At 39.0% G+C, this 15,344-nt stretch carries 16 protein-coding genes; 6 read left to right on the top strand and 10 right to left on the bottom strand.

Translation table 11 applies throughout. The features are described 5' to 3' along the window. Nucleotides 1–28 precede the first annotated feature (28 nt). From VH441_RS05085 to rpmI, 4 genes are all read right to left on the bottom strand, one after another. Nucleotides 29–364 (bottom strand): hypothetical protein, encoded by a 336-nt coding sequence (locus VH441_RS05085; RefSeq protein WP_434352591.1) that lies wholly within the window; start codon nucleotides 362–364, stop codon nucleotides 29–31. A 133-nt stretch (nucleotides 365–497) separates the two neighbouring features. Next, the gene (gene pheS / locus VH441_RS05090; protein ID WP_434352592.1) at nucleotides 498–1,526 is read right to left on the bottom strand and encodes a phenylalanine--tRNA ligase subunit alpha; all 1,029 of its coding nucleotides are present in this window, start codon (nucleotides 1,524–1,526) and stop codon (nucleotides 498–500) included. 244 nt (nucleotides 1,527–1,770) lie between these two features. Beyond that, complete coding sequence (rplT, locus tag VH441_RS05095; RefSeq protein WP_434352593.1) at nucleotides 1,771–2,127, bottom strand: 50S ribosomal protein L20; 357 nt, start codon at nucleotides 2,125–2,127, stop codon at nucleotides 1,771–1,773. Between the two features lie 42 nt (nucleotides 2,128–2,169). Continuing rightward, complete coding sequence (gene rpmI, locus VH441_RS05100) at nucleotides 2,170–2,367, bottom strand: 50S ribosomal protein L35 (RefSeq protein ID WP_434352594.1); 198 nt, start codon at nucleotides 2,365–2,367, stop codon at nucleotides 2,170–2,172. A gap of 487 nt (nucleotides 2,368–2,854) precedes the next feature. Between rpmI and hisIE the strand changes: the two genes are divergently transcribed. The 4 genes from hisIE (at nucleotide 2,855) to tatC (ending at nucleotide 5,170) form a co-directional block, all read left to right on the top strand. Next, complete coding sequence (gene hisIE / locus VH441_RS05105) at nucleotides 2,855–3,694, top strand: bifunctional phosphoribosyl-AMP cyclohydrolase/phosphoribosyl-ATP diphosphatase HisIE (RefSeq protein WP_434352595.1); 840 nt, start codon at nucleotides 2,855–2,857, stop codon at nucleotides 3,692–3,694. Between the two features lie 93 nt (nucleotides 3,695–3,787). After that, nucleotides 3,788–4,012 (top strand): Sec-independent protein translocase subunit TatA, encoded by a 225-nt coding sequence (tatA, locus tag VH441_RS05110; protein WP_434352596.1) that lies wholly within the window; start codon nucleotides 3,788–3,790, stop codon nucleotides 4,010–4,012. A gap of 32 nt (nucleotides 4,013–4,044) precedes the next feature. Then, entirely contained in the window at nucleotides 4,045–4,377 is a 333-nt protein-coding gene (gene tatB, locus VH441_RS05115; protein ID WP_434352597.1) for a Sec-independent protein translocase protein TatB, read from the top strand. Continuing rightward, a complete protein-coding gene (tatC, locus tag VH441_RS05120; protein ID WP_434352598.1) occupies nucleotides 4,370–5,170 on the top strand; it encodes a twin-arginine translocase subunit TatC in 801 nt (266 codons plus the stop codon). The genes tatB and tatC overlap by 8 nt, the downstream gene beginning before the upstream one ends. Nucleotides 5,171–5,174: 4 nt before the next feature. On the opposite strand, the gene VH441_RS05125 is transcribed toward tatC, so the two are convergent. Continuing rightward, nucleotides 5,175–5,765, bottom strand: a complete 591-nt coding sequence (locus VH441_RS05125; protein WP_434352599.1) for a hypothetical protein — start codon at nucleotides 5,763–5,765, stop codon at nucleotides 5,175–5,177. Between the two features lie 132 nt (nucleotides 5,766–5,897). Here VH441_RS05125 and VH441_RS05130 point away from each other — a divergent pair, with 132 nt between their 5' ends. Continuing rightward, a complete protein-coding gene (locus VH441_RS05130) occupies nucleotides 5,898–7,388 on the top strand; it encodes a UvrD-helicase domain-containing protein (RefSeq protein WP_434352600.1) in 1,491 nt (496 codons plus the stop codon). A gap of 68 nt (nucleotides 7,389–7,456) precedes the next feature. On the opposite strand, the gene VH441_RS05135 is transcribed toward VH441_RS05130, so the two are convergent. The 5 genes from VH441_RS05135 to VH441_RS05155 all read right to left on the bottom strand — a co-directional run bounded on the left by VH441_RS05135 (nucleotide 7,457) and on the right by VH441_RS05155 (nucleotide 12,752). Continuing rightward, nucleotides 7,457–7,993 (bottom strand): flavodoxin, encoded by a 537-nt coding sequence (locus tag VH441_RS05135; protein WP_434352601.1) that lies wholly within the window; start codon nucleotides 7,991–7,993, stop codon nucleotides 7,457–7,459. A 26-nt stretch (nucleotides 7,994–8,019) separates the two neighbouring features. Further along, a complete protein-coding gene (locus VH441_RS05140; RefSeq protein ID WP_434352602.1) occupies nucleotides 8,020–8,904 on the bottom strand; it encodes a Cof-type HAD-IIB family hydrolase in 885 nt (294 codons plus the stop codon). Nucleotides 8,905–9,051: 147 nt separating this feature from the next. Beyond that, nucleotides 9,052–9,852 (bottom strand): acetyl-CoA carboxylase carboxyltransferase subunit alpha, encoded by an 801-nt coding sequence (locus VH441_RS05145; RefSeq protein ID WP_434352603.1) that lies wholly within the window; start codon nucleotides 9,850–9,852, stop codon nucleotides 9,052–9,054. Nucleotides 9,853–10,056: 204 nt separating this feature from the next. Next, complete coding sequence (gene ppx, locus VH441_RS05150) at nucleotides 10,057–11,601, bottom strand: exopolyphosphatase (RefSeq protein WP_434352604.1); 1,545 nt, start codon at nucleotides 11,599–11,601, stop codon at nucleotides 10,057–10,059. Nucleotides 11,602–11,774: 173 nt separating this feature from the next. Next, complete coding sequence (locus VH441_RS05155; protein WP_434352605.1) at nucleotides 11,775–12,752, bottom strand: NAD(P)H-dependent flavin oxidoreductase; 978 nt, start codon at nucleotides 12,750–12,752, stop codon at nucleotides 11,775–11,777. A gap of 240 nt (nucleotides 12,753–12,992) precedes the next feature. On the opposite strand from VH441_RS05155, the gene VH441_RS05160 reads away from it, so the two are divergent. Beyond that, complete coding sequence (locus VH441_RS05160) at nucleotides 12,993–15,122, top strand: FAD-dependent oxidoreductase (RefSeq protein WP_434352606.1); 2,130 nt, start codon at nucleotides 12,993–12,995, stop codon at nucleotides 15,120–15,122. Nucleotides 15,123–15,344 lie beyond the last annotated feature (222 nt).

Genomic DNA, 15,344 nt, shown 5'->3' on the forward strand with positions numbered 1-15,344 from the left:
TTTGTAATATCTTTTACCGATACAATTATCAAAATTTATCTTTAATAAAAACAAAAATCGACAACCCTGCCAAAATAATACCCCAATGTTCCATTGGTATAAAAAATAACGAGTGTTTATCTTTCATGATAACTTCTTGACCAGTTTCTTTATCAATAAAAACCTTTGCTTTACGAGTATTTAGCCAATTTCCTAAAAAGCCTGATATTAAGCCTGCAAGTAATAAAGCAATTGCTAATGGTGCTGAATTTTCTTGGTAATAGGTTTCACTACCCATCATTTTCTCACTGAACCACTCTAAAAGAAAAGAACACCCAAAAGTAATAACAGCGACTAAAAAGCCCCAACCGTTCCAAATAATCATAAATTTTCTCTACTGTAATGTTATCAAAAATCCAGTCAATCCTATCATCTATAAAAAATTCAAACAAAAACACGAAGCTGATATAGCCTTGGTAGTAGCAAATTGTCGCTGCTCTAATCAACAGTTTATTTTCTTACCCAAACTGCTTCAAGAAACGAACATCATTTTGGAAGAACAAACGCAAATCATCAATGCCGTAATACAACATGGCAAAACGCTCAATACCCATACCAAAAGCAAAACCTGTGTATTCGTTAGGGTCGATACCACAGTTGCTAAGCACATTTGGGTGTACCATACCGCAGCCCATCACCTCTAACCACTTGCCGTTATCTGCCAAAATATCTACCTCGGCAGATGGCTCAGTAAACGGGAAGAAAGACGGACGGAAACGTACTGTTAATTCTTTTTCAAAAAATGCCTGTAAAAACTCGTTAATCAAACCTTTAAGTTCTGCAAAGTTGCTCGACTTACTTACCATTAAACCTTCCATTTGGTGGAACATTGGCGAGTGAGTTTGGTCAGAATCACAACGATAAACACGACCAGGGCAAATAATACGGATTGGTGGCTCGCCATCTTTCATGGTACGAATTTGCACAGGGCTGGTATGCGTACGCAATAAATAGTGCGCATCAAAATAAAAAGTATCATGCATGGCACGTGCTGGGTGGTGCGATGGAATATTGAGTGCCTCAAAGTTGTAGTAGTCATGCTCTACTTCAGGACCCGTTGCCACGTTAAAGCCAGCTTGCACAAAAAACTGCTGCATACGTCGGGTTGTCATCGTCACAGGGTGTAATTGACCACGGTCGCGACCGCGAGAAGGTAGTGTGATGTCAATGCTTTCGCTCTCTAGCTTAGCTTGCAAAGCTTGTGCTTCTAACTGCGCTTGCTTAGCAGTTAACGCATCTTGCACGCCTGTACGTGCCTGATGTAACCAACCACCGTATAATTTTTTATCTTCGGCAGATAGCTTGCCCATTTGTTTTGACAAAGCGGTAATTGGACTTTTTTTGCCAGAAAGAGCAATACGTAAATCGTTAAGTGCCCCACTATCTGCTGCTTGATTAATTAAATCAGTCGCAACGACAGTAAATTGTTGTAAATCTGACTCACTGATTTGGTTTAAATCATCAGCAAGTGTTGGTAAATTATGCATATTGTTTTCGCTATTATTGCTTAAAAAGATGGATAAATTTAAAAGAACTCTTATAAATTATGTCTATTTATAAAACTCTTTAATTTTAATGATTTAGCTAAAATTTGCAATCAATTTAATACTTTTTTTAATAAAACTTATTTATAGAACAAATAAAAAAACTACCGTCTTAAAATAAGAGCGGTAGCTTTAACGCTTGCTTAATAAAAAGCAAGCTAACTGATGTTTATACAGCTATAGCAAATTAAGCCAAAGCTTCTTTTGCTTTATCAGTTAATGCTGTAAATGCGTTTGCATCATGCATAGCAATATCAGCAAGTACACGACGGTCGATGTCGATATTTGCTTTTTTCAAACCATTAATAAAACGGCTATAGCTTAAACCATTTTGACGAGCGCCAGCATTGATACGAGCAATCCATAAACGACGGAATGAACGTTTTTTGTTGCGGCGGTCACGGTAAGCATATTGACCAGCTTTAGTTACAGCTTGTACTGCAACACGATAAACACGTGAACGGGCACCGTAGTAGCCTTTTGCACGAGCTAAGATTTTTTTGTGACGGCGGTTAGCCTGTACACCACGTTTTACACGAGCCATAATAGTCTCCTAAAATATATAGTTGTTTAAGTCAAAAGTTGATTAGATGTATGGGCACATACGACGAATTGATGCTTCGTCTGATTTATGAACCATCTTCAAACCACGTAATTGACGGATACGCTTAGGAGATTTTTTAGTCAAGATGTGGCTCTTGAACGCTTGCTTACGCTTAAAACCGTTAGCTGTTTTCTTAAAGCGTTTTGCAGCACCACGTTTGGTCTTCATTTTCACTTTCATGATAGATAGCCTCTTTCTCTTTTAACCCCATTATGCAAGCATAAAGGGCACACTTTTTTAAGAACCTGTTTGTCGGTATAAGATGTATTCTTATCCGCCTTGAGGTGGGAGGCAGTATTTTAGCAAAAACACATCTGCAATGCCAATATTTTTTCTTGTTTTTTAATAAGCTAAAGCAATTAAGCAAAAAAAATCTATTGCCCAATAGATAAAGTGCTGTTAACCTTAACCAAATATTTTATTTGTAGCTTATCCTGCTATCCGCGTTATTTAATCCAGCTGTTATTACCGTGCTTTATGGCTAGTTTCGTGCCTCTTCTGCAATATCGTCTCTCGCTGTTCACGTTATACAATTATTGGTTTTATATGAGCTATTATCAGGGTTATGTACAACCACATCTCACATTTTTTAATTAAGCTTATGCTAGGCTAAAAAACCAAGCGTTTGAAACTTAACTAACACAAACATACCAAAACGAACAAAACTATGACTACCCCAAATTGGATAAACGAAATTAATTTTAATGAAGATGGCTTAGTGCCAGTTATTGCACAAGACAATATAACTGGACGCAACTTAATGATGGCATGGATGAATGCCGAAAGCCTAGAGTTAACTGCAAAAACTAAAACGGCTGTGTATTTTTCTCGCTCTCGCCAAAAGTTATGGCATAAAGGTGAGACCTCTGGACATACTCAACAAGTACATAATATACGCCTAGATTGCGATGCCGATGTGATTGTATTATCAGTGACACAAATTGGTGGTATTGCTTGCCACACTGGGCGTGAGTCTTGCTTTTATAGAGAGCTGGACTTAGCTACCGACACAAACGGTGAGCCAACATGGCAAGTTACCGACCCAGTACTCAAAAATCCAGATGATATTTATGGCGAAGGTAATGGTCATAGTCATGAACACGAAAATCCAGCACAAGCAACCAACGTAACAGCAATAACAGATGCTAACTTGGTACTATCTGCCCTAGATGACATATTGGCAGAACGTAAAACAGCTAGCCCAGATAGCTCATATGTTGCCAGCCTATACCACAAAGGCATAAACAAAGTTTTAGAAAAAGTAGGTGAAGAATCGGTTGAGTCCATTATTGCTGCAAAAGACTACCAAACAGCCATTGATAGCAATGCAAATGAAACACAGTTGGCTGACACACGCCATGAGCTGATTTATGAAGTTGCCGATGTTTGGTTTCATACAATGGTGACATTGGCTTGGTTTGACATTAAATCTGATGTGATTTTAACAGAGCTGGCACGCCGTTTTGGGTTATCTGGCATTGAAGAAAAAGCCAATAGAAGCAAATAAAAATCAACCTGTTAGATATGGCTAAGTATAATGTTTTTAAAAAGATTTATGCTATAATATACAAAATTGCATAATTTACAAAAGGAGCCTAAGATGGGCGGACTATCTATTACACACTGGTTAATACTTTTAGTAGTTGTCGCACTTGTATTTGGCACATCAAAACTAAAGAACATAGGCAAAGACGTAGGCGGCGCAGTCAAAGACTTTAAAGATGCCGTTAACGACGAAGAACAAGAACACGCCAACCGTGTCATTGACCATCAAAACACCACAAACAATGACACCCTAAAAAACAAAAACGAACAAAATGTTTAGCCCCAAGCTATAACAAACCGTAACGAGCCAGCATGTTTGATATTGGATTCTCAGAAATTTTAGTTTTTGGGGCCATCGCCTTAATTGTCCTTGGTCCAGAAAAACTCCCACAAGCAGCCCGAACGGCTGGCAAATGGTATAGCAAAGCCAGACGCACCATGGCAAACCTACAAGCCGAACTAGAAAACGAACTCGACCTTGCAGAAACCCGTAAACAAATGCAAGCCGAACTCACCAAAATACGTGAAGCCGAAGCCAATATGCAAAAAGAACTGCGTGAAATGCGTGGCAACATGCAAAAACTACAAGAAGAACAAAACCAAGAACTGGCTCAAACCAAACAAGCTGACACCCATCATGACTAACACACCACAAGATACGCCCCCCATCTTATCTAAAGATGAAATAGAAGCAGATGACAGCTTAGCAAACTCACCAATTATTGACCACTTAGTAGAACTGCGTCGTCGTTTGGTAAAAGTATTTGCTGGCGTATTGGTTATCTTTTTAGCACTGATTGGCTTTTCTCGCCAATTATACGACTTTTTCTCTGACCCTTTGGTGGCTCAGTTACCTGCCAATGCCTCAATGATAGCAACCGATGTGACCACCCCATTTATGGCACCACTTCGGTTAACCTTGTTTGTTGCTGCCTTTATTGCCATGCCTTATATTTTGTATCAGGTATGGGCATTTGTGGCACCAGGGCTGTATAAAAAAGAGAAAAAAATCGCCATTCCTATTTTGTTGGCTTCGGTTGTTTTATTTTATGCGGGGGTGGCATTTGCTTATTTTATTGTACTACAAGGTGTCTTAAAGTTTTTTATTGTGTTTTCGCCAGAAAATGTGTTGCCGATGACGGATATTAATAGTTATCTTAGTTTTGCGATGAAGTTGTTTTTGGTGTTTGGGGCAACGTTTGAGATTCCTGTGGTGACGTTATTGTTGGTGTTGGCAGGGGTGGTATCTACTGAGGCTTTAGAAGATAAACGCCGTTATATTATTGTGGGCTGTTTTGCGGTTGCTGCGATTGTGACGCCACCTGATGGGGTGTCTATGTTGATGCTTGCTATCCCTATGTGGTTATTGTTTGAACTCGGGCTGGTTTTGGCTAAGGTTTTGGTTAAAGAGAAACAAACAAATGCGGTTGTTGGGTAAGACTTTATAAGTTTAAGCCTTCAACTTTTTTACCGCAACTCTCAGGGAACTCTGTTAAGTCATCATCATCCACATCATAGCCATGATAGAAAAATACTTTTTCTTTTGGTGTAAAAATATCATTAATATTATAGCTGTCACATAGCTTCAAAAATACATAAAATACTTCTGATGCGCCAGTATCAATTTTTAGTCTTGCAGATAAATTATTGTGTATAAAACTTAAGGTACACCAAAATCGAACACAACACCTTAAAATGAAATCTTTCTCTTTTTCTGACATGAATAAAAAATTTTTTTCACGCAATTTAGAGAGCTTCTCGATTCGCCAATCCAACCCATAGAATTGATAGTCTGGATAATTTTTATTTAATTCGAAATCTTTCAGTGCAATTAGTACCGCCAAAGGGGAAGAAGAATCTTCATAAGAAAAAAAATTTACAAACTCTAAAATTGTTTTTATGAAATCAGTTTCGATCTCAAAGTATTTATCTAAATTTTCTTTGCCAAACTTTTTGACGAATTCTTCTATATCTAACCAATCATCATCACTGGTCAAAGGATCATCATAAACAGTAATCAAATAGTTTTGCATAATTAAAACTTCTCATTATTATGTCATTAATCAAAATAATAGCATAAATAACAAAAATTCAATTTAAAAACCATATACAATAGTAACCTTTATTTAATTATCATCATCTCCCAAAAAAAGCGTGAGCCAAAAATGACCCAGCTGCAAGCCTATGAAGCCAACCCAACCGAAGAGCAAATTAACGCTCTGCAAATGGCGTTGGACGGCAAGTCTTTTAAAGTAGTGGCATACGCAGGTGCTGGTAAAACCACTACACTTAAATTAATTGGCGAACGGCTGGGCGGCCGCGGGCTTTACCTGGCCTTTAACAAAGCCATTGCAAACGAAGCACAACAAAAATTTCCTAATCACGTTGAATGCCGTACCTTTCATTCACTTGCTTATCGTCACGTACCCAGAGAAGTTACTGCCAAACTATCACTCCCTAGATTTTCACCTGCCCGCATTGGTAGTGATTTAGGATTACAAAAAATACAAATCCGAAGAAAAATTGAAGGCAAAAGCACGCCTGTAACCTTTACGCCAGCCAGGCTGGCTAGGTTTGTTAGTGATGCCGTCAGTAATTTTTGTGCCACCCATGCTAGCTACCCTGCGCCACGTCATTTACAGTTTCCTAAATGGGTTAGTGACGAGGATGCAGAAAGTTTAAGAGAACTGCTATATCCAGCAGTAGAACAGCGTTGGTTACAGTCGATTGATGCCCGCCACCCCGCTGGCATTGGGCATGATATTTACCTAAAACTTTGGGCACTATCAAAGCCCATCATCCCTGCCGACTTTATTTTGTTTGATGAAGCACAAGATGCCGACCCACTCATGATGGGCATATTAACCCAACAGCAAAGCCAAGTTATTTATGTGGGCGACGCTCACCAGCAAATTTATGAATGGCGAGGGGCAGTAAATGCAATGAAGCGTTTGCCACTACCGCAAACTTTGCTCACGCAATCTTTTAGATTTGGTGAAGGTATTGCCGATGTTGCTAATGTGTTTTTAAAAGCATTACAAGAAGAAGTGCCTTTGCGTGGTAATCCAGATAAAAAATCAACCACAGCAAAAAGTTTGGTTAATGGTTCAAAAGATGCCATACTTTGCCGTACCAATGCCTCTGCCATGTTACAGTTACTAAATGGCTTAAAACGTGGTCATAAAATTGCCTTACAAGCAGATACCGACAGAATGCTTAAATTTTGCCAATCTGCCGAAAACTTAAAAAATGGTAAACCAGCATTTGGCGTGCCAGAGCTTGCCTATTTTTATAACTGGTCAGAAGTGCAAGAATATGCTGAAAGCAACGAGGGTAATGATATAAAAACCCTTGTTAAACTTGTTGATGAACACGGCTCAAATACCATTAAACAAGCCGTAAGCAGCCTATCAGATATGGATAGTGCTGATTATGTGATTTCTACCGCTCATAAGGCAAAAGGGCTTGAATGGTCCCGCGTACAACTTGATGATGATTTTTATTATGATGTAAGCAAGCATGGCGTAAAAATTAGCCCAGAAGAATTGCGACTTTTGTATGTTGCTTGCACTCGTGCCCAACAAAATTTGGACATTCATCATATCTCAGATTTAATCAGTGGTTTAAAAAGTGGTAAAAAGCTGATTCAAAATTAAAAAAATGCCAAATTATAAAACATGGCATTGTTTGTTTTTGTCTTTAACAATGGTAAATAACCAAACGCTTATTTGTTTTCCATTTGTTTAAATTGCGGTAATATGTCGTCCAACCACTGCATAACCCGCCCTTCTGTTAGCTCACTTTGGCAATCTTCATCCAAAGCTAATCCAACAAATTTACCATCGTCTCTTAATGCGGTTGAGCTCGTAAAATCATAACCTTTATTTGCCCACTGCCCAATTATTTTTGCACCCATTTTTTCAAAAAGGTCAGCAAAAAATCCCATCGAGTCTAAAAACCACTCGGCATAACCCTCTTGGTCGCCAAGCCCATAAAACGCAATGGTTTGATGAGATAAATCGGTCGTTTTATCCATATAGTCAAGAAAGTCTTGCCAATCATCTTGGTGGTCACCAAAACACCAAGTGGGGATACCTATTATCAAACGCTCATAGGTAAACATTTCAGTTGAATCATCTAAATAATGAATGTCTTGTACATCTATGTCGATACCACGTTTGGTGGTTTCTGCTTGTATCATCTCGGCAACTTCTTCTGTGTTACCGCTGGTGCTTCCGTAAAATAAACCAATGTTTTTCATATAGCAACTCTTATAATTAGGGTTTTTTATAATGACTTTTTGTTTTTATTATGCAACCTGTACAGACTATCGCAATATTGAGGTTTTGCCAACAAATTTTGCAAATATTGTGCTACAGCTTCTTGTTTATGATTACCAATGACTTCCAGTTTTGGTAAGGTATCTTTTACTTTTTGATCAGCATTTGCCATCACACAGCCTTTACCAACACTCTGCAGCATCTCAATATCATTCATGCCATCACCAAAGGCGATGCAATCACTTAGTGCATACCCACGCATAGCGGTTAGTTCGCTTAGTGTTTTACCTTTATTGACACCTTTTGCCATTAGCTCAAAACAAGTGGGCATTGAATGCGTAATTTGCACAACATCAGCAAAATGCTGAGTTACATACGCCTCAACTGGTGCTAGCCCTATTGGGTTGTCTACGTCTTTAGCAATAAAGAATATTTTTTCTACGGCTTGCGTGTGTTGCGTATTAAAATCAGTCAGTTTATAACTATAGCCAGACTCAGCAAAATATTGTTGCCATTCTGGCACAGGTTGGTTAATGAACCAATCATCCCCCTGATAACTGTTTAAATAAACCTTTGTCGTATCAAATGGCGTTTGAAATAGCCCCTTAGCAATGTTTGGCTCAATATAATGATGTAGTACTTTTTTGCCATTTAAAAAATCTGCCCTTGCACCATTTGACGTTACCAGCACCACATCATCAATTGCCAATTTTTTTACCATTTTGTATACATCTGGGTAATTACGCCCAGTCGCAATAAAAATATCTACCCCCAAATTAGTACATTGTTTTAATGTTTTAATTGTCAAATCGCCAAGTTTATGTTCTGCATTTAGCAAGGTGCCATCTAAGTCAAAAATAGCTGCTTTGTAAGGAAAGGAGGCGTTAGTCATAATTTTGCCTTTTATTGTTTTAGGATGTTTTTTATCATTCGTTTAAAAAACATAGATTGCAACCGCAATGAAATAATAGCAAATTTAGGCAAAAAAATAACCCAAACCTGATTATGTTTGAGTTATTTTTAATTGTTAGCGTATGAATTAACTTAACGATAAACTAGAATCAAATGATTTTAATCGTTGATATCTTTGCTCTAACATTTCATCAACCGTTAACCCTTTTAATTCATCAAGCTGTTTGGTAATCAAATCTTTTAACTTTGCCATAACAGGCTCGGCATTAATATGAGCCCCCTCGCCTTCATCAACCACGTCATTAATTAAACCCAGTTGATACAGGTTACTGGCATTAAGCTTTAATGCCTCACTCGCATCACTCGCTTTTTCTGCTGTCTTCCATAAAATGGAGGCACAGCCTTCTGGCGAGATAACCGAATAAATACTGTTTGAAAGCATATTAACACGATCGGCAACCCCAATGGCTAATGCACCACCAGAACCACCTTCACCAATGACTGTTGCAATAACAGGGACTTTTAAGGCACTAAAAACAGCAATGCTTTCGGCAATGGCTTGCGCTTGACCTCGTTCTTCTGCCCCTACACCAGGATAAGCTCCCTGAGTATCAATAAAGGTTAAAACAGGCAAATTAAAACGTTCTGCCATTTTCGCAAGGCGGATAGATTTACGATACCCTTCAGGGTTTGCCATACCAAAATTATGTTCAATACGCTCACGCGTACTGCGACCTCTGTGCTGACCTATTAGCATTACTGACTCGCCATTTAAACGTGCCAAACCACCAACAATGGCTTTATCATCACCATACAGTCTATCACCGTGCAAAATATCAAACTCACTAAATAACTGACTGGCATAATCCATAAACAATGGACGCTTTGCATGGCGTGCTAACTGGACGCTTTCCCAAACGCTACTCATTTTATAATCCTAATATGTTATTTTGTACAAGTGTACACTTAAATTTATGCCATGGTATCACAAATCGCTAAATGTTTCATCATGTTTCAAAAATGCTATTAAGTAACCAATAATATTGCTGAGCTAATCAACAAATGCGAACTAAATTAACATTACCGATATAAAGCACCTAGTTTTTAGCTCAACACTTAATTAATAAGCTATTTAAGCAATACTAAGCGTGACACCCCATTTAGAAAATTGAGTAACTTCTTCAGACAAATCTGAGGTTAACAATAAGACATCGTCCTCTGCCCCTATAATGTTAACTTGCCAATGGGTGGCATCAATAATAGAAAGCTCTATTGGTAATTGGTTTTGGTCAGCTCGACTATGATTAATAAGCACCGCCAAACGTAAAATGAGGCACAAGTTCACTAAGGTTTCACCACCGACCATTTTTACTAGCTCATAACCGTCTGACTTTAACTTACGGCGATGGTTTTGTACAATTTGTGCCATACGCAATTGATCAACCTGTGAAAAGCCAGGTACGTCTGAGTGCTCTAGCAAATAAGCACTGTGTTTATGGTAACCACTATGACTAATAGCCAAGCCAATTTCATGCAAAAATGCCGACCTTCTTAGCAAATCTGCATCTTCTGTTTTTAAGCCTAAACGGTTTTGCACTTGTTTAAACAGCTGGTTGCTTGATTTAACCACACGTTCACCTTGTGCTTTGTCTACCGAATAGCGTTTAATTAATGCTTGCACACTTCTATCACGCACATCTTCGCTTGCAAAGCGCCCCAGCATGTCATACATCACACCTTCACGCAATGCGCCATCAGAATAGGTAATGACTTCTATGCCAAACACTTTCATAATGGAACGCACAATGGCAACACCGGCAGGGAACACGGCTTTACGATGCTCTTTTACCCCTTCTAGCTGGATGTCATTCACATCCCCTATTTTAAGTAAAAGTTTTTCTAGCTTTTTAACCCCTTCATAAGTAATACGTTCTTGATCATCAGACCAACCTTGGGCAACTAATACATTTCTTACTGCTTTCATTGTGCCACTAGAGCCAACAACGCTAGACCAACCCGAGTTTTGATAACTACCGCTGATTGCTAAAATTTGCTTGCGGGCAGCCGATACGGTTTTTTCAAACGCTTTTTCAGTAATTTTGCCATCTTCAAAATAAGATTTGGTATAAGACACACAGCCCATTTGTAAGCTTTCTGTTAAAATTGGCTCAAACTCTTGCCCAATAATAAACTCGGTCGAACCACCACCAATATCAACTACCAAACGTTTGTCTGTACTGGCATTGGTATGCGATACACCCAAATAAATTAAACGGGCTTCTTCTCGCCCGGCAATTACTTCTATAGGTTTGGGTAAAATGGCATTTGCCGCTTTAATAAAATCGTTGGCATTGGCCGCTTGGCGCAAAGCATTGGTCGCAACAATACGTAAGCGGTCTGGTAATACAGATTCTAATCGCCCCATAAAGCGTGATAAGCAGTCGATTCCACGTTGTTGTGCTTCTTGACTCAGCATATCATTCTCATCAAGCCCAGCACCAAGCTGAACTTTTTCTGACATAGAAGCAACTTTGCGAACTTCTCCGTGGTCAAGCCGTGCAATGGCTAAATGAAAACTGTTAGAACCAATATCAATGGCTGCCATTAGTTCATTATCTGATAGGATATGATTATCAAAAGAGTCATCAAAATTGGTCGGGAGCGGTTTATCTTTCATGCACTTATCTGCTTGTGTGTTACTAAGAAATGGATTACAAAATACACCGACCATTAAAACACTTATCAGAGTGACTGACAAGCATATAAAGGAGAAAAAGGTCGGTTGTGTAACCGACCTTTAAAACCTGTTTCTTATTGTTTTAATAAATTGTTTATTGCAATCTAATTTGCTTAAATGTTTGCTTTTGCCTGTGCATATTCTGCTTTTAGCTCATCAACCAATCCAGCAACCGGCAATATTTTATCGATGCTACCCACACCTTGCCCTGCCGACCAAATTGTCTTCCAAGCACCATCGGTTTTATCACCATCGCTGTCTTCTTTTGCTGTTAGTTCATCACCTAAATCAATTTTTTCTGGCTTAACTAAGTTATTAGGGTCAATACCACTATTAATAATACTCGGTGTTAAAAAGTTTGCATGAATACCAGAAATATTTGGCGTGTACATAATATCTGATGTATGGCTTTCTACAACCATCTCCTTATAACCTGCTACCGCATTTGCCTCCTGAGTGGCAATAAAACGCGTCCCCATATAAGCAAAGTCTGCCCCCATGGCTTTTGCTGCGGCAACATCTGCTCCCGAAGAAATACAACCAGCCAAAATAACCATACCTTTATAAAGTTTACGTACTTCGCCAACAAAAGCAAATGGGTTTAAAGTGCCAGCATGACCACCTGCCCCAGCACACACAAGAATCAGCCCATCAACACCACCCGTTGCCGCTTTAATAGCATGGCGTGTTTGTATCACATCATGAAATACCAATCCGCCATAACTATGCACCGCATCAATCACATCTTGATTAATGCCTAAAGAGGTAATCACGATAGGTACTTGGTGCTTAACAATGGTTTTTAGGTCTTGCTCTAGTCGTTTATTGGTTTTATGTACCACTAAATTAACTGCAAAGGGAGCCGGATTTTTACCTTGTTCACGCTCTGCATCAAGTGATGATTTTATCTCTGAAAGCCATTGGTCAAACCCTGCGTTTTCTCTTTGGTTTAAAGCAGGAAAGCTGCCTATCACCCCGGCCTTACATGTTTCTATCACCATTTTAGGGTTAGAGATTAAAAACATTGGCGAGGCAATAGCAGGCAATTCTAAGTTTTGTAATGCCGCTAAAGTAGTTGGTTTTATGCTCATAAAAATGATCCTTTATTAGTTAAAATTATTACTGATGTAAAATTGATTCATACTTTAAATTAGTTGTTTATCATACACCTAAGCTATTCTTACACATTATTGTTAATAATTAAAATCATTTTCATTTTTGTAAACGCAGCAGTCATATCTAATACACTCCTTAAATATATTAATGATATGATAGTTTTCGCATTGGTCAGTATGTGCCAGCAATTCGCCAGCTAAAAAAAAGGATTTAAAATGACAAATGATGTTACAGACAACATTCAAACCCAAACAAAAAACCCACATTATCCTCACTTATTTGAACCACTTGATTTAGGTTTTACTACACTTAAAAACCGTGTTGTTATGGGTTCTATGCATACAGGGCTTGAAGACAGATTCTATAATTACGACAAACTTGCAGCCTATTTTGCAGAACGTGCAAAAGGTGGCACTGCCATGATGATTACGGGTGGTATTTCACCAAACCGCGAAGGTTGGTTATTACCAGCAGGCGGCACGATGAGCAGTAAATTGGATATCCGTAACCATAAAAAAGTAACGGATGCCGTACATAAACATAACAGTAAAATTGTCATGCAAATTTTACACAGTGGTCGTTATGGTTATCACCCCTTTGTTGTTTCTGCTAGCCCAATTAAATCTCCCATATCGCCATTTAAACCACGTAGCATGAGCAAGTCTAACATTAAAAAAACTGTTAAAGACTTTGCCCGCTGTGCCAGCCTTGCTAAACAAGCAGGCTACGACGGCGTTGAAATTATGGGGTCAGAAGGTTACTTGCTTAATCAATTTTTAAGCCAACACGTTAACCAAAGAACCGACGAATATGGCGGTGACATACACGCTCGTATGAAGTTTCCAATTGAAGTGGTACGTGCTGTTCGTGCTGCTGTTGGTTCTGACTTTATTATTACCTTCCGTTTATCTATGCTAGATTTGGTATCAGATGGCAACGTGATGGATGAAGTTATTACCGTTGCAAAAGCTTTAGAAGAAGCTGGCGTTACCATTATTAATACAGGTATTGGTTGGCATGAAGCCCGTGTCCCAACGATTGTTACCAGTGTACCAAGGGCAGGTTTTGTTGATTATACCGCCGAGGTTAAAAAACATGTTAGCATCCCTGTAATGGCATCCAACCGTATTAATATGCCAGATACTGCTGAAGACATCATTGCCAATAGTCAAGGCGACTTAGTTCAAATGGCAAGACCCCTACTGGCAGACCCTGCTTGGGCAAATAAAGCCAAGCAAGGGCAAGCAAACTTAATTAATACCTGTATTGCCTGTAACCAAGCCTGCCTTGACCACACATTTGAAAACAAACGCTCATCTTGTTTGGTCAACCCACAAGCCTGCCACGAAACAGAGCTGACCTACAAGCCTGCCAAAAAATCTAAAAAAGTTGCCATTGTTGGTGGTGGCGTTGCTGGTATGAGTACCGCTGTTATTGCTGCCGAAAGAGGGCATGAAGTAACATTATTTGAAGCAAAAGATACTTTAGGCGGTCAATTTAACTATGCCAAGGTCATTCCAGGTAAAGAAGAGTTTTTTGAAAGTGTCCGCTACTTCCGCGAACAACTCGCTCATAATGGCGTAACCGTTAAGTTAAATACAAAAGTAAATCAAGACCTGCTAGATGAAGGGCAATTTGATGAGGTTGTTATCGCAACTGGGGTTATTCCTCGTAGTTTAGAAGGCAAGCTGACAGGTGCCGAACACCCTAAAGTGATTAGCTATGCTGACTTACTATCTGGCAATGCCACTGCTGGTGACAAAGTTGCCGTGATTGGTGCAGGTGGTATTGGCTTTGACGTTAGTGAATATTTAACCGCCCATCATAGTGAGCCTTTGCACGAACTGACAGATAAGTTAAATGATCCAAGCTATCGACCAAAACCACAAGACATTGCCGATTGGCGTGCCGAATGGGGCGTTAACAATGATGCAAACTATCAATCAGACGGCGGTTTAACCAAACCTAAAGCCATTGCCCGCAAAAGACAAGTTTACTTAATGCAACGTAAAGCTGGTCGATTAGGCAAAGGCTTAAATAAAACCTCCGGCTGGGTACATAGAGCCGCCATACAGTCGCATGGGGTGATGCAAATGTCTGGTGTTACTTATGAAGAAGTCACTGATGAAGGATTATGGATTACCAACCCAGAAGGCAATCGTCAGCTATTAAGAGTAGATACCATTGTGGTATGTGCAGGTCAAGTATCGGTCAATGACTTAATGCCAAAAGAAGATGCTGTCACCCACGCAAATTATCATATTATTGGTGGTGCTAAATATGCTGGCGAATTAGATGCCAAACGTGCGATTAAACAAGGCGCAGAAGTTGCGGCAAAACTGTAACCATAAAACTTTGATAGTACCAAAGCCTTGTTAGTTTATTTAGTAAAAAAGACTAAAATGGTAAAAGCTATAGTATAATTAGCAAACTGAGAGTACGGCAAAAAAATAAGTCGCATTTGTTTATACCTATTTTTAATGTTGATTTCTAAAATTGTCTCTAACGTACTCAACAGTAAATTATGACCATACAATTAAGTTAAGCTTCTGTGAAGCTTAACTTTT

It is taken from the genome of Psychrobacter sp. HD31 (assembly GCF_051097895.1).
Taxonomy (GTDB): domain Bacteria; phylum Pseudomonadota; class Gammaproteobacteria; order Pseudomonadales; family Moraxellaceae; genus Psychrobacter.

Coding starts and splice junctions, on each gene's coding strand:
- tatB (WP_434352597.1), top strand. CDS start 4,045: ATGTTTGATATTGGATTCTCAGAAATTTTAGTTTTTGGGGCCATCGCC.
- VH441_RS05145 (WP_434352603.1), bottom strand. CDS start 9,852: ATGAGTAGCGTTTGGGAAAGCGTCCAGTTAGCACGCCATGCAAAGCGT.
- tatC (WP_434352598.1), top strand. CDS start 4,370: ATGACTAACACACCACAAGATACGCCCCCCATCTTATCTAAAGATGAA.
- VH441_RS05140 (WP_434352602.1), bottom strand. CDS start 8,904: ATGACTAACGCCTCCTTTCCTTACAAAGCAGCTATTTTTGACTTAGAT.
- VH441_RS05125 (WP_434352599.1), bottom strand. CDS start 5,765: ATGCAAAACTATTTGATTACTGTTTATGATGATCCTTTGACCAGTGAT.
- ppx (WP_434352604.1), bottom strand. CDS start 11,601: ATGAAAGATAAACCGCTCCCGACCAATTTTGATGACTCTTTTGATAAT.
- rpmI (WP_434352594.1), bottom strand. CDS start 2,367: ATGAAAGTGAAAATGAAGACCAAACGTGGTGCTGCAAAACGCTTTAAG.
- VH441_RS05085 (WP_434352591.1), bottom strand. CDS start 364: ATGATTATTTGGAACGGTTGGGGCTTTTTAGTCGCTGTTATTACTTTT.
- rplT (WP_434352593.1), bottom strand. CDS start 2,127: ATGGCTCGTGTAAAACGTGGTGTACAGGCTAACCGCCGTCACAAAAAA.
- VH441_RS05130 (WP_434352600.1), top strand. CDS start 5,898: ATGACCCAGCTGCAAGCCTATGAAGCCAACCCAACCGAAGAGCAAATT.
- VH441_RS05155 (WP_434352605.1), bottom strand. CDS start 12,752: ATGAGCATAAAACCAACTACTTTAGCGGCATTACAAAACTTAGAATTG.
- hisIE (WP_434352595.1), top strand. CDS start 2,855: ATGACTACCCCAAATTGGATAAACGAAATTAATTTTAATGAAGATGGC.
- pheS (WP_434352592.1), bottom strand. CDS start 1,526: ATGCATAATTTACCAACACTTGCTGATGATTTAAACCAAATCAGTGAG.
- VH441_RS05135 (WP_434352601.1), bottom strand. CDS start 7,993: ATGAAAAACATTGGTTTATTTTACGGAAGCACCAGCGGTAACACAGAA.
- VH441_RS05160 (WP_434352606.1), top strand. CDS start 12,993: ATGACAAATGATGTTACAGACAACATTCAAACCCAAACAAAAAACCCA.
- tatA (WP_434352596.1), top strand. CDS start 3,788: ATGGGCGGACTATCTATTACACACTGGTTAATACTTTTAGTAGTTGTC.